General features: G+C 44.1%; 9 protein-coding genes. 7 read left to right on the top strand and 2 right to left on the bottom strand.

Annotation, left to right across the window (positions count from 1 at the left end):
* Window positions 1-141: 141 nt before the first annotated feature.
* Both ABK01_RS02670 and htpG read left to right on the top strand, forming a co-directional pair.
* Window positions 142-582 carry a Dps family protein gene (locus ABK01_RS02670; RefSeq protein ID WP_212565957.1) on the top strand — a complete coding sequence of 147 codons (441 nt, stop codon included), beginning with the start codon at window positions 142-144 and terminating at the stop codon, window positions 580-582.
* Window positions 583-1,414: 832 nt separating this feature from the next.
* On the top strand, window positions 1,415-3,328 hold the full coding sequence (gene htpG / locus ABK01_RS02675) for a molecular chaperone HtpG (protein ID WP_253676163.1): 1,914 nt from the start codon (window positions 1,415-1,417) through the stop codon (window positions 3,326-3,328).
* A gap of 237 nt (window positions 3,329-3,565) precedes the next feature.
* On the opposite strand, the gene ABK01_RS02680 is transcribed toward htpG, so the two are convergent.
* Window positions 3,566-5,668 carry a methyl-accepting chemotaxis protein gene (locus ABK01_RS02680; protein ID WP_212565959.1) on the bottom strand — a complete coding sequence of 701 codons (2,103 nt, stop codon included), beginning with the start codon at window positions 5,666-5,668 and terminating at the stop codon, window positions 3,566-3,568.
* 459 nt (window positions 5,669-6,127) lie between these two features.
* Here ABK01_RS02680 and lepB point away from each other — a divergent pair, with 459 nt between their 5' ends.
* Both lepB and ABK01_RS02690 read left to right on the top strand, forming a co-directional pair.
* Window positions 6,128-7,858 carry a signal peptidase I gene (gene lepB, locus ABK01_RS02685; protein ID WP_212565960.1) on the top strand — a complete coding sequence of 577 codons (1,731 nt, stop codon included), beginning with the start codon at window positions 6,128-6,130 and terminating at the stop codon, window positions 7,856-7,858.
* Entirely contained in the window at window positions 7,859-9,031 is a 1,173-nt protein-coding gene (locus tag ABK01_RS02690) for a thymidine kinase (RefSeq protein ID WP_253676164.1), read from the top strand. It abuts the gene before it with no gap.
* A gap of 114 nt (window positions 9,032-9,145) precedes the next feature.
* On the opposite strand, the gene ABK01_RS02695 is transcribed toward ABK01_RS02690, so the two are convergent.
* Window positions 9,146-9,754: an ATP-dependent Clp protease proteolytic subunit gene (locus ABK01_RS02695; protein WP_253676165.1), complete on the bottom strand. Its 609-nt coding sequence runs from the start codon at window positions 9,752-9,754 to the stop codon at window positions 9,146-9,148.
* A gap of 468 nt (window positions 9,755-10,222) precedes the next feature.
* Here ABK01_RS02695 and ABK01_RS02700 point away from each other — a divergent pair, with 468 nt between their 5' ends.
* From ABK01_RS02700 to ABK01_RS02710, 3 genes are all read left to right on the top strand, one after another.
* A complete protein-coding gene (locus tag ABK01_RS02700; RefSeq protein WP_253676166.1) occupies window positions 10,223-11,308 on the top strand; it encodes a BMP family lipoprotein in 1,086 nt (361 codons plus the stop codon).
* Window positions 11,309-11,442: 134 nt separating this feature from the next.
* Window positions 11,443-12,948 carry an ABC transporter ATP-binding protein gene (locus tag ABK01_RS02705; RefSeq protein WP_253676167.1) on the top strand — a complete coding sequence of 502 codons (1,506 nt, stop codon included), beginning with the start codon at window positions 11,443-11,445 and terminating at the stop codon, window positions 12,946-12,948.
* On the top strand, window positions 12,948-14,048 hold the full coding sequence (locus ABK01_RS02710) for an ABC transporter permease (protein ID WP_253676168.1): 1,101 nt from the start codon (window positions 12,948-12,950) through the stop codon (window positions 14,046-14,048). Before ABK01_RS02705 ends, ABK01_RS02710 begins: the two co-directional genes overlap by 1 nt.
* Window positions 14,049-14,050 lie beyond the last annotated feature (2 nt).

Below are 14,050 nucleotides of genomic sequence, written 5' to 3' on the forward strand. Positions count from 1 at the left end.
AAGCCAGTATAAAAATAACCTGCATCAATATTGCTATAAACTTTGTTGACAACTGCCTTTTTTTTACGTATCTTAAAAACAATACTTATGATGCATTTCTTTAGAAGTGCAAAAGAGTAAATCTTTCAATAGGAGCCGAATATGACAAAAGAATTAGGACAGAAATTAAATCTGTATCTTGCCAATCAACTGGTCGATTATGTAAAAAAACATAATCTGCACTGGAATTTAAAGGGAAGTAACTTTTTTACTCTTCATGCAAAACTTGAAGAATTATACGACGAAGCGGGCGACATTCTTGATGAAGTTGCTGAACGCATTCTCTCGCTCGGCGGTAATCCTGTTTCCAACATGAAAGAAGCACTCGCAATTGCAACGATTAAAGAACTGGAAGACGGTCCTAAATCAACCGAGCAGACAATAAAAACGCTCATTGCCGATACCGACTGTTGGATTAAAGATTCGAAAGAAATTGTCGAACTTGCGGAAAAAGAAGAAGATGGCGTTACGGCTGATATGTTCAACGGTTATACCAAAGACTATCAAAAACTGGCGTGGATGCTAAAAGCATATCAGAGCTAAGAGACGAGTGTTTAACGATTGTTGAAAGCGAACACACAAGGAAATTCTAAAATAACAGAGTTTTGGAATTTCCTTTTTTTGTTGCTATGGGCATCTTTTAAAAAACTCCTGATTTTTTGAATAAATTCATTTTTATGCTTCCAAAGGAGCTGTCCAAAAACTGGAAGCCTATCGGCTTTTCTGTAAGGAAATGATTTATCATATCCGCTAAAGCGGATTGCGTAATAGTTTTTGGACAGTTTCCTTAGATCTAGATGCGATGTTACGATAAAAACGGTACGTCCTTGTACCGTCTTTATCTTCAAGTTTTCTCATCGAAAACTTGTTACTGTTAAAACCACTGCCATCCATGGCTAATTTAAAAATCATTACTGTATAAAAACTTAACTTTAAACTCGTTATCAGCTATGCTGATGAGGGATGTCCGTGGTTATAAGCAGTAGCAAGATTTGTGTTACGCACGAATCTCGTCCCTTCCTTGGATGCGAAATTTTGTTCAAAATTTCGCGCCCCCTTTTTTTCTCTGTAAGCAGGGTAAACGCATCAGACAGAATAAATATAAATCGCAAAATAATGAGGCTGGAGCAGCATTTGAGTCACGAAGTGGCGAAATTCTGCTGATACAGCCTCATTATTTTGCGAGAAACTACGCCCAAATGTCTGATGCGTTTACCCGGACGCTACAGCGATTTGCCGTTTCTCTCTATTTTAAGTACATTTAATCTGCCTTTTCATTTAAAAACAGCAAAGGCTTAAAAGCGGTATTACTTATCATTCAGTAATGAATAGGCTTCAAACCGCTCAAATTACTTACATATATTGAGGTTATAGTATGGCAAAGTATGAATTTCAAACGGAAGTTAATCAGCTGCTCCACCTGATTATCCATTCTCTGTATTCAAATAAGGAAATATTCCTGCGGGAGCTGGTGTCAAATGCGTCGGATGCGCTCGATAAGCTGAAATATTTAACCGTGTCGGATGCCGCGTTAAAAAACTTGCAGTTTAATCCCCGCATCGATATTAGTTTTAATGAAGATGCCGCAACGCCGACGCTGACGATCCGCGACACCGGTATCGGTATGAACGATGAGGATATCAAAAATAACCTTGGAACGATTGCCCGCTCCGGCACCAAGGCGTTTTTGGAGCAGCTCGCTGCGGATGATAAAAAAGATTCCAACTTGATCGGTCAATTCGGGGTCGGGTTTTATTCTGCCTTTATGGTTGCGTCTAAAATCGAAGTGATTTCTAAAAAAGCAGGCGAAAATACCGTGTGGAAGTGGATTTCCGACGGTAAAGGCGAATATGAACTGGAGCAAACCGATGATTCTGCGTTTCCGCTCATTGATGACGTTCCCGAAGGCGCCAACGGTACTTGCATCACCCTGTATTTAAACAATGAAGATTCCGAATTTGCAAGCCGCTGGAAGATTGAAGACATTATCAAACGCTATTCGGATCATATCGCATTCCCGATTTATCTCCATTATATTCACAAAGAATATGATGATAAGGGCAATGAAAAATCGCAGGCGGCAAAGAGCGAGCAAATCAACGATGCAAGCGCGCTGTGGCAAAAACCTAAGTCTGAGCTGAAAGACGAGGACTACAAGAATTTTTATAAGTCGCTTTCGCACGATTCTACCGATCCGCTCTTATACGTCCACACCAAGGCTGAGGGAACGCTGGAGTACACCACGCTCTTTTATGTACCGGCAAAGGCACCCTTCGATATGTACCATGCCGACTACAAGCCCGGTGTAAAGCTCTTTGTCAAGCGGGTGTTCATTACGGAAGATGAGAAAGAATTGTTGCCGGTGTATCTGCGGTTTGTGCGCGGTATTATCGACAGTGAAGATTTGCCGCTCAATGTCAGCCGCGAAATCTTGCAGCAGAACCGCATTTTGAACAATATCCGCTCTGCATCGGTAAAAAAACTCTTAGGCGAATTTAAAAAACTTGCAGAAAGCGATAAGGAAAAATACGAAACCTTTATCGCCGAATACAACCGTCCGCTAAAAGAAGGTTTGTACAGCGATTATGAGCACCGCGACGAGCTTTTAGAACTGATCCGCTTTAGAACAACGAATGAGGAAAACACATGGACGAGTCTTGCCGACTATGTACAGCGGATGAAGGAAGGACAAAAGGCGATTTACTATATCACCGGCGGCGATGAAAAGGCGCTCAGGCAGTCCCCGCACTTGGAAGCGTACAAGGCGAAGGGCTTTGAAGTGCTGATTATGCCGGATGAAATTGACGATATTGTTATCCCGTCCGTCGGCAAGTATAAGGATTGGGAACTCAAGGCTGCAAACCGCGCCGGCTCCGACGAGGAGCTGAGCACTGACGAAGAAAAGAAAGAAGCAAAGCAGAAGGAAAAAGACTTTAAGCCGATTGTCGAAAAGATTAAAACAGCGCTCGGCGATGCGGTAAAAGAAGTACGCCTTTCCAAACGGCTTGCCGACTCACCTTCGTGTATCGTAGTGGACGAAAACGATCCGAGCTTGCAGATGGAGCGCATGATGCGGGCAATGGGGCAGCAGCTCCGCGGCGAGGTGAAGCCTATTTTGGAAATCAATGCGGAACACCCCATCCTACAGCGGCTCAAGGATACCGATGATGAAGCGTTCATTGCCGACACTGCATTTGTGCTGTTAGATCAGGCGCTGCTGCTGGAAGGCAGTACGCTCAAAGACACCGCCGACTTTGTAAAACGCTTGAACAAGCTGCTTGCGAGGTAGGGTAAAAAAATCCCGATAGAAAGGCTTTCTTCCTATCGGGATTACCGGAAAGGTTACTAGCAATGCCAACCGTCTGGTTCAATACCCCCCCTAAAAGTCAAGGACCCCCTTACAGAGTTCGCAGGAGATGTTATAAACATAATAATAGTTTATAGAGGAAATTAAAAGCAGGTGGATACATCCAAAGGGCAGACAACAAATTCGTCTCCCCTTTGGTGTATTTGTAAAACAGAGGTGTTAAACCTTAAACTTATTGACTTCAGCTACTAAGCCTTCAATATTCTGTTTATTCTTTTGTGTAATTTCATTTACTTCCTGCACGGCATTATTGATTTGTACCGCGCCTGCAGCCATCTCATTCATGCTGTCGGTAATAATACGAGTAAGATCATTCAGCTTTTGCATCTCTTCCGCAACACCTTCGCCCCCTTTGAGCATTTCGGCAGAGCCCTCGCTTACTTCAATCGTTACCATATTGATATTTTTAATTGCAGTAAGAACTTCCCTACTACCGTTTTCTTGTTCACGCATTGCTTCGGTCAAACGATCACTCATCGACTTTACCTGCTCCGATAAGTTAAAGATAGTATTGAATTTCTCTTCAGCTGTTCTGGAAGAATCCGAAAGCATTTCGATTTCTCCGCTTAATATTTTCAGTGTCGCAGTTATTGCCTTTCCTTGTGTTGCGGAATCTTCCGCCAGCTTTCGGATTTCGTCAGCAACAACCGCAAAACCCTTACCGGCCTCTCCTGCATGAGCAGCTTCTATTGCCGCGTTCATTGCAAGCAAGTTTGTCTGCGAAGCAATATGCTGAATAACACTCGAAGCTTCCAGCAAACCACCTGACTCCTCTGCAATTTTTTGCGTTACGCTATTGGCGGTTACAACTGTTTCTTTTCCGTCTCCGGTTGCAGAGGCCAGCTTTTTAATCGTACTGTCGGTATTTTCAAGGGTCTTCGTGATTGAAGTGATATTTGCAACCATCTGTTCTACCGAAGCTGAGGACTGTGCAACACTTGCCGCCTGTGTTTCGATGCTGGTGTTAAGCTGTTTAATTGTCCGAACAATTTCTTCGATCGTGGCTGCTGTTTCCGTTACGCTTGCAGCTTGTGTCATTGCCTGCTGTTTTACCCCTTCGATATTGGCGCTGATTTGATGAATAGCGCTTGCAGTTTCGGTCATATTGGAAGCAAGCTCGGTTCCGATTTCTTCCATTGATTCACTATTGGTTGCGACAGCACGTACCGATAAAGCAATCTTTTCTATTGTTTCGTTGAAGTATGCGGACAAATTTGTTATTTCATCATTTCCGAAAACCGGCAAACGAACCGTTAAATCTCCTTCACCGCGAGCGATATCCCGTAATGCAGCCACAACCGACTGAATAGGACGCATAATTCTATAGGCGATAATATAAACAACAATAAGACTTATTGCAAAAAGAACAATTCCCAGAATACGGATGCTGATTCGAAGCGTCTTAACGGTTCCCATAAACTCATTAACAGGGGCTTTTATAATAACCGTCCAACCGGTTAACGAAATTGTCGCATAAGAAGCTATATTATCGATGCCGTTATACTCATAGTATCCTACGGAAGAAACTTGCGATGCTAACGCCTGTTTTTCAAACGCGGACAGAGACTCAAGCGCTGCGTCTGTTTTCACTTTTTCTTGTGAATTAGCACGGCTCTGCACTAACGAGAAATCTCTATGCGCGATGACTGTACCCGACGAATCCTCAATATAACAGTATCCGTTTTGACCGACTACAATATCACTTATTTCTTCAGAAAGCAGCTTTGCCGGCACGGCTGCGCTAAGGACACCGATGATGGTATTCGCATCGTCATAAATCGGAACGGCAAAGAGTATTTGCATATCATTCGTTATTTGAGAAAGGAACGGTTCCATAATATAACTTTTTCCTTTAGCAGCGGTTTGGAACCATACCCTGTCATTTACAAACGTAAGAGCTCTATGTGCGTCATACCGATTGCCTTCAAGATCGCATATCCCGAAATAGTCTATTTTTGCATTACGCTTCGCCTCTTGTTCCAACATTTGCGCTTTTTGCTGCAAAGAAAGGTTCTCGTCGCGTAAGAACGGCATACGGGCAAGACCTTCGATAAATTGCATAACCGCGGACATTTTTCCGTCCACAATCGCGGCGACATCCGTTGCCTTATCGGTAAGATGCGCCTCAATTTTTTCGATTACCGCTTTACGGGCTATTCTGACAGCTAAAACACCCATCGTAACACCGACAATTAAAATTAATGCACCGAAAAGCAAAGCAAGCTTATATCTAAGCGAAAAAATTTTCTTTCCCGTAGTCATAAGGTATCTCCCGTCTTGCAATGATGATTCCTGTATGTGTATAGGCTTATTGGCAGGTGTATGTATCGGGGGGGGGGGGGGGGGTATTATACTTTTTTCTTTCATTTTGTCAAGTATCTCCTTTTGATAATAGAATTATACATCAACTACTGCATTACATTGAATACCGTGGAGACCGTCCGTGTTAGCAGTGAATAATTGCTAGAAAATCCGCTGTAATTATGGGGGTACTTCACTTGTAGGATGCGCAGCAAGCAAACGCTTGCCAATAGAGAAATGCTGATATTATGAGTCCCCGTATCAGCTTTCTCTAATTAGGAATAAATACTATCATTTTATTATTAACTGTTCAAGGTACGGCGTACGAAAGTACAGCAATGCTATGAACAATGCACAAATCGAAAAATTGACATTCTGAATGATAACCGCTACAATAAAAAATCATTTACGAGGTAATCCATGGTGATATTTTTCCGTATTTGTACGGGACTGTCTTTTATTTTTTCACTTTTATTAGTTGTCAATAATATACACGGCTTAGCCATTACGGGGAGCATTGCCGGTATCGTTTTTTCTGCGGCGCTTGTGTATTCGCAATTGCAATTAAAGCGGAAAGGAACTTACATCTCGCTGGTTATCACAAGAAAGCTCTTTGATTACTGGCCGTTTGTTATGATTGCCTGTTTTATCTGCTCCCGTGCACTTGTAGAACATTCACCTTATATGTTGGATGCCATTCTTGCACTGCTGTGGTTCGGTATCGTTATTTTAAAAGCCGTTACCGTTCATTATCTGAAAAATAAAAATTTAAAAAAATATTTTCCGGATATTCAACCCATTCAATTAAAGAAAAAGATGTTTCCACGCAAGGGTAAAAAAGGCGGCGAAATACTAAAATCACTATTCATTGAATTACTCGAATGGGTCGATGCCGCTTTTTATGCAATCTTTTTTGTGCTGCTCGTCAATATCTTTATCTTTCAAGTATACCGCATTCCTTCGGAATCTATGGTGCCTGAATTTATGATCGGCGATACGGTGATCGGCGTTAAAACCCCTTCGGGGCCTGCTTTCCCGCTTTCTTCTTTTAGACTTCCTCAGTGGAAGCACTACAAACGCGGCGACATTGTTATCTTAAATAATCCGAATTATCCCAATACGCCCAAGGCGCGGCTTAAAACTTTTATGTCGCAGTTAGTATATATGCTCACCCTTGCGCAAGTTAATATCAATACTGATGATAATGGCAAACTGAAAGCGGATCCGCTGGTAAAGCGGGTTACGGGGCTTCCCGGCGAAAAGCTGATGCTGGTCGACGGGGTTTTGTACGTTAAACACCGCGGCGATACCGAATTTTTACCGGTAGAAGAAGATAGTCTCTATGCACATTGGGATTTAGCGAGTCTGCCTGAATCGGAGCGCCGTTTAATCAAAGACATATACATCGGCGCCGAAGAACTGCGTGTGCTGGAAGCGGTTGAATCGCAGCGGAAAGAACTCAACTTAGCCGATGCGGTACGGCAAACCGAATCGCTTATTAGACGTCTTGCTCTCTTAAAAGATAATAAGGATACGGCGGCAGCTGCAGATTTCTTGCGAGAATCCGAATATGAAATGAGTGCACTCTTCCGTGCCAACGATACGATAAGCCGCGAAATTTTAACCACCAACGGCGGGCTTGCATGGTTCCGCAGCTTTATGACAGGGTGGGTACCCTATTGGCAAAGCGGCGATACTCAGCACGCTTCATTATACGAAAAACGGTTTGCGCAATTAAATGCGCTTATCAAACTCTGCTTCGGTAAAATCGTTATCCGCAATATCGAGCTATTCCGCGCAAACGCTACGGCGGAGCAATTCATCAACGACGAAGTGCGGAATAGGCTTTTGCAAGAAGCGCAAAATTACGCCTTTTATCTTGTATGGACTAATCAGCGCAATATGAATGTCTTCCCTGCCGGAGCGGATGAGTACATTCCCGAAAACGCATATTTTATGATGGGCGACAACCGGTTCAATTCAACCGATATGCGCCATACCACTGTTTTTAAATTAACTTCTGTTGATAAAAACGATGCGCAATCAATTCGATTTTTAAGTAATATCGAACCGAAATATGTCCCTGCAGAAAAAATACTCGGCACAACAATACTGCGGGTATTCCCCTTCTCACGATTTGGAGCTTTATAAATGCAATTGGAACCCGCACAAGAACAGATTAACGCTTGGTTTAAAAACCTTGGTTTTCCTTCTTTATTGATGCATGAGCCGAAAGCTCATTTTGACTTTACTACTGCCTCTCGCCGTATTCTGGTGGTCGGCCCGATGGGTTCGGGAAAAACAGAATATGCGGGGAACGTATGGCGGGATGCGCAAGTTGCCCGTACCAAAAGCGGCGCCGTGCAAAAACTGACCAGCGGTGCAAACTCTCAAAAAGACTTGTTTGACCCTGCAAGCGGTATCGGTTCGGCGGATAGACGGTACACGTTTTTTGCGCGCTACAGCCTCGATAAAGAACGGTTCCCCGATTATCCTGATGACGCGCTTGCTTACCGCGGCGGTTATCAACGGTGCGGAGAAAATATCTCGACGGTCGGCAATTCGTTTGCGCTTGAAAAACTATTGCAGGAAAACCCGCACATCGGTACGTGGATTATCGACGAGGCGGCTTTCTACGACGAACGGCTTGCATACGTGATTAAAAAGGAAAGCGACCGGCGCGGGCTTGTGTTTGTTATGCCGACCTTGCTATTAAACTTCCGCGGCGAAATCTTCAATGCGACGGCGCGGCTCTTAGTGGAAACAGCGACGGAAATATATCCGTTCTCCGCCTATTGCGAACATCCCGATTGTCTGCAAAACGGCTACAACACCTATCGTTATTATATTGTAAACGGTGTTGAATGTCCCGCACTCTATTTTGATCCGCTGATTATCATCGGCGGAGACCGCAAAAAAGAAGATCCCTTCGAGCCGAATTACTGTACCCGCTGCGACCAGCATCATTTTCTACCCGGCAAGCAATACACGTTCTTTACGTTAAAGCCGCTCGGAATAGAAGCAAGCAGAGGAAATATGCAGCCGCTTATGCAGGAGCTGGCAGCAATTCAAAATGATATGGAGCATTCCGTATTATTCAATACATTTAAGGCTGAATACCTCGACTGTGCCAATCCTTCGCCGGAACGGATCAATGCTCTCCGCGTTCCCTGTATTGCGGAGCGGGCGCTCATCTTCCTTTTTGCCGAACAGAACCTGCTCTCCGCCGATCAAATGCGGACATTAGTAAAAGAGCTGCACTTAAATAAGGAATATCTTGATAAGCGGCTGTCCGATAACAAACGGCCGCTTGTGTGGAACTGAACAGACGGCTCTAAAATTGAAGTCAACCATGTAGATTAAGAGCCGCCTGTTATCCATGTGAAAGGGTTAGTACCTGACGTTTTACGGCTATACACTGCGTCAAGGATGCTGTTTTTATTTTTTGGGAAGGTCGCTGCGGGTTTTTATGACCTGTAAGATCAGCCCGTAAGAGGCTGCTTCATCAGCCGAAAGCCAATAGTCACGGTCGGTATCCTTTGCAACTGCCGCTACGTCCTTACCGGTTTCTTCGGCGATAAGCGCATTTATTTTTGCACGGATTTTTTCAATTTCTTTTGCATGGATTTCGATATCCGTCGCGACCCCTTTGATGCCGGATAACGGCTGATGGATGAGGTAGTGGCTGTTCGGGAGCCCGAGCCGGTAGTTTTTCGGCGCCGCTAAAAGAATAAGTGCGCCTGCACTGGCTACTAATCCCATACCGATCGTATAAACCGGCGGTTTGATAAACCGGATCATATCAAAAATCGCAAAACCGGCATCAACATCTCCTCCGGGAGAATCGATATACACATAAATCGGTTTTGAAGCGGAATCGGCTTCAAGTATCAACAGCTGACGGATAACCTTTTCTGCCAGTTCTTTATTCACTTCACCCGATAAGATAATTTGACGAGTGTTCAGGAATTTTTGCATCAGCTGCTCATTCGCGCTATCGTTTGTTTTTTCTTTTGATGTTTCTTCCGCGTTATAAAAAGTATTCATTCAGCCGCCCTTTATAAGTTTAAATAAAAATACGGTTACCATAAAAACCGTTGAGGTTCTAACATACTAAAAAAAATCGCTTTAGTACAGCGGCAAACCGGATTAGATTATTCTGCGGAGCTGTTAAAAAAACTCTGATGCGATTATCCTCATTATCAAGGCAACCGTATTAAAAATATTTTTAGCGATTGCCTTCCTTCTGTGCGAAATTTTGAATAAAATTTCGCATATTTTTCCGGTAAATGGGTAAACGCATCAGACAGTTAAAACCATAGCGCAAAATAACGAGGCTGGAGCAGCATTTGAGCCGCAAAGCGGCGAAATTCTGCTGATACAGCCTCGTTATTTTGCGGGGGATATACTCCTAACAGTCTGATGCGTTTACCTTCATTATATTAACATATTAACGATTTGACACGGCATTTCTATTGAGGTATACTTACTCAACTTATTTGAGGAGGCGCAAATATGCGAAAAATAAGCTTAAAAACAGTACTGGGAACAGCTCTACTGGTATTCAGTGCGTTTGTCATTTGCTCATGTACAAAGAGCGAAGAAACGGCAAAGAAAGCTATGAAAGTCGGTATGGTTACCGACGCGGGGACGATTGATGATAAATCATTCAATCAGGGAACATGGGAAGGTATTATCCGCGCAGAAAAAGAACTCGGCGTTGAAATTAAATACTTAAAGCCGGTCGGGACAACCGAAGCGGACTATGTAAAAGAAATTTCCAACCTTTATGATTCAGGATATAAATTCATCGTGTGCCCCGGCTTTAAGTTTGAAACCGCAATTTTCAAGGCCCAGACAAAATATCCTGATGCAAAGCTCGTTATCATCGACGGTAACGCTCACCCGGCCGATTCTTATGATGCTCAAAACGGACCGAATACCATCGGTATCCTCTTTGCCGAACAAGAAGCAGGCTTTGCCGCAGGACTTGCCGCAGCGCTCCAGTTGCAGGAAGGTCGTTTCGGCTTTATCGGCGGTATGGAAATCCCTGCTGTCCAGAAGTTTAACTGGGGATGGCAGCAGGGTATCAAATATGCCAATGAAAATCTCGGAACAAACATCGAAATGCATCCGGAAGACTTTGTATATCAGGGGACATTCAGCGATATCGCAGCGGGACAGCAGATTGCAGCTTCTATGTTTGACCGCGGCGTTACCTGTATCCACGCGGCGGCAGGCGGTGTCGGCGTTATCAACGAAGCAAAAGCACGTCGTCAGGTTGGAAAAGACGTATGGGTTGTCGGCGTTGACGTCAATCAGTATAACGAAGGATTACTCCCCGACGGAAAATCGATCATCCTGACCTCTGCAATGAAGTATGTCGATCGTGCGTCCTATGATATGATCAAAGATGAACTCGACGGAAAATTCAAGGGCGGAGCCACACTTGTATTGACTGCTAAAGAAGATGCGGTCGGCATTCCTCCTGAAAACCCCAATCTTTCCGATGATGTACAAAAGAAAGTAGATGAAATTTATCAGCAGATCAAATCGGGAGCCATCGTCGTTGCCGACAAGCAGGGCGATTTGTTCCGTTAATCGATAATCGTTTTTTGTGAATCCGAGGCTGTATGAGTGCATATACCTCGGATTTTTCTTTGTTCGTTAATTAGATAAAAGTTTACAGTGTAAATAAAGGAAGGCCTGATCTGTCTGAACAATATGCTATCGAAATGCGCCATATCCGCAAAGAATTCCCCGGTATTGTTGCAAATGATGATATAACATTGCAGGTAAAAAAAGGGGAAATCCACGCAATTCTCGGGGAAAACGGCGCAGGTAAATCCACCCTTATGAGTATCTTATTCGGTTTATATCACCCCGATGCGGGAGAAATCTTCGTAAACGGTAAGCCGGTAGTTATCAATAATCCGAATGATGCCAATGAACTCGGTATCGGTATGGTACATCAGCATTCCCAGCTTGTACATAACTTTACCGTTACCGAAAATATTATCCTCGGGAAAGAAGGCGGCTTTTTTCTTGACCTGCATAAGGCCGAAAAAAAGATTAAAGAATTAAGCGCCCGCTACGGATTACAAATCGATCCGAATGCACGCATTATGGATATAACGGTCGGTATGCAGCAGCGCGTAGAGATTTTAAAAATGCTGTACCGCGATGCAGAAGTGCTGATCTTTGACGAACCGACCGCTGTCTTAACTCCGCAAGAAATTGAAGAACTTATCCAAATAATGAGGAATCTGGTAAAAGAAGGAAAATCCATTATCCTCATCACCCATAAATTACAGGAAATTAAGGACGTTGCAGATCGCTGCACCATCATACGGAGAGGAAAACTTATCGACGTGATAGACGTTGCGACTACTTCCAAAAATGAGATGGCGGCAAAAATGGTCGGGCGTCCGGTTGAATTTAAAGTACAAAAAGCGCCGGCACAACCCGGTGAAGTAGTACTCGATATACAACACCTCAAAGTTATCGGGGCAAAAAAGGTACCTGCTGTCAATGACTTTTCGCTGCAAGTACGCAAAGGAGAAATCGTCGGTATCGCAGGCGTAGACGGCAACGGACAAAGTGAGCTTGTGCATGCACTTTCGGGCTTAATGCCGATTGCGGAAGGAACGGTTCTACTTTGCGGTAAGGATATCACGAAAATATCTATCCGTGAACGCAACGAATTAGGTATGGGTTTGGTTCCCGAAGACCGTCAAAAGCACGGTTTGGTTATGCAGTATTCCATTGCCGAAAACACGATTATTAAATCGTACTACAAAGAACCTTTCCAAAAGCACGGGTTCCTGCATAAAAACAAGATGTTCTCATTTGCAGGTGATATTACCAAACAATTCGATGTTCGTTCCGGCGAAGGGGTTTACTCGGCTGCACGCAACTTGAGCGGTGGTAATCAGCAAAAGGCTATCCTTGGCCGCGAAATCGCCCTTGACCCCGAATTACTGATTGCCGTGCAGCCTACCCGCGGGTTGGACGTCGGCGCTATTGAAGCAATCCATAAAGAATTGGTAAAGCACCGCGACAGAGGACGGGCAGTTTTACTCATTTCCTTTGAGTTGGACGAAATCTTCAACCTATCGGATCGAATTGCCGTTATGCACCGCGGCGCATTAACCGGTATTGTCCGCCCAGAGGAAACCACAGTCGAAGAAGTAGGCTTGATGATGGCTGGGGACAAGCACAAACATGGAGGCCAACAGTGATGATAAAAAAACACACGGCGCTTGCGGATAATACCCTCGTAATCAGCCTTTCTGCCGTATTGCTCGGTTTAATTGCAGGAGCAATTCTCATCGTTTGTATCGGTGAAAACCCTTTTATTGCCTTTAGCTATCTTTTTCGCGGCGGTTTGATGAACATCGAACGTATCGGGAATACGCTTGCAACGGCAACGACGCTTTTATTAGTAGGTCTTTCCGTCTCATTTGCATTTAAAACCGGTCTCTTTAATATCGGAGGTTCGGGGCAAATGCTGATCGGCGGATTGCTCGGCAGTATGTTTGCGTTGTCGGCAACTTCTATGCCTCGACCGCTCTTTTTTATTTTACTGATTCTTATCGGTGTTGCGAGCGGTGCGCTTTGGGGTCTCGTTCCCGGTCTATTAAAAGCGCTGTTCAACGTACACGAAGTTGTTTCAACTATTATGATGAACTGGATTGCTTATTGGCTGGTCTTCTATATTGTACCGGGTTACTTAAAAGCGGAATATCTGGAAACGGAAAGTAAATCTATTGCCGTTACCCGCTCGCTTCGTACCCCATGGCTTACCAACTTGTTCAGCAGCGAATACGTAAACTACGGTATCTTTCTCGGCATTCTTGCCATGGTTCTCCTTAAAATCATCTTGGATAAGACAACGCTCGGCTTTGAATTAAAAGCAGTCGGTTATAACCGCAACTGTGCGGAGTATGCAGGAATTAAAGTAAACCGGAATATCGTTATTTCGATGATGATAGCGGGAGCGCTGTCGGGCTTGGCCGGACTCACCTACTACACCGGCTATGCGCTGAATATGCAGATCGGTGTCATGCCCTCGCAAGGGTTTGACGGTATTGCTGTTTCTTTGCTTGGTGCAGGGACACCGATCGGAGTTGCACTCAGTTCAATTTTCTTCGGCGTGCTGCACGTCGGCAAAGGCTTTATGAGCGCGAACACTATTGTTCCGCCGGAAATTGCGGATACCATCATTGCGGTTATTATCTATTTTACTGCAACCAGTTTGCTCTTTAAACGCTTCTGGGGAATGATTTCTAAAAAGATACGCACACGCCAAACAGCTGGGCTTTCTGCAGAGGAGGTATAACG

The organism is Treponema sp. OMZ 305 (genome assembly GCF_024181325.1).
In the GTDB taxonomy this organism is placed as follows: domain Bacteria; phylum Spirochaetota; class Spirochaetia; order Treponematales; family Treponemataceae; genus Treponema.

Bases quoted from the DNA above. Each gene is read 5' to 3' on its own strand.
- ABK01_RS02690 (WP_253676164.1), top strand. From the start codon at position 7,859: ATGCAATTGGAACCCGCACAAGAACAGATTAACGCTTGGTTTAAAAAC.
- htpG (WP_253676163.1), top strand. From the start codon at position 1,415: ATGGCAAAGTATGAATTTCAAACGGAAGTTAATCAGCTGCTCCACCTG.
- ABK01_RS02700 (WP_253676166.1), top strand. From the start codon at position 10,223: ATGCGAAAAATAAGCTTAAAAACAGTACTGGGAACAGCTCTACTGGTA.
- ABK01_RS02705 (WP_253676167.1), top strand. From the start codon at position 11,443: ATGCGCCATATCCGCAAAGAATTCCCCGGTATTGTTGCAAATGATGAT.
- ABK01_RS02680 (WP_212565959.1), bottom strand. From the start codon at position 5,668: ATGACTACGGGAAAGAAAATTTTTTCGCTTAGATATAAGCTTGCTTTG.
- ABK01_RS02670 (WP_212565957.1), top strand. From the start codon at position 142: ATGACAAAAGAATTAGGACAGAAATTAAATCTGTATCTTGCCAATCAA.
- ABK01_RS02695 (WP_253676165.1), bottom strand. From the start codon at position 9,754: ATGAATACTTTTTATAACGCGGAAGAAACATCAAAAGAAAAAACAAAC.
- ABK01_RS02710 (WP_253676168.1), top strand. From the start codon at position 12,948: ATGATAAAAAAACACACGGCGCTTGCGGATAATACCCTCGTAATCAGC.
- lepB (WP_212565960.1), top strand. From the start codon at position 6,128: ATGGTGATATTTTTCCGTATTTGTACGGGACTGTCTTTTATTTTTTCA.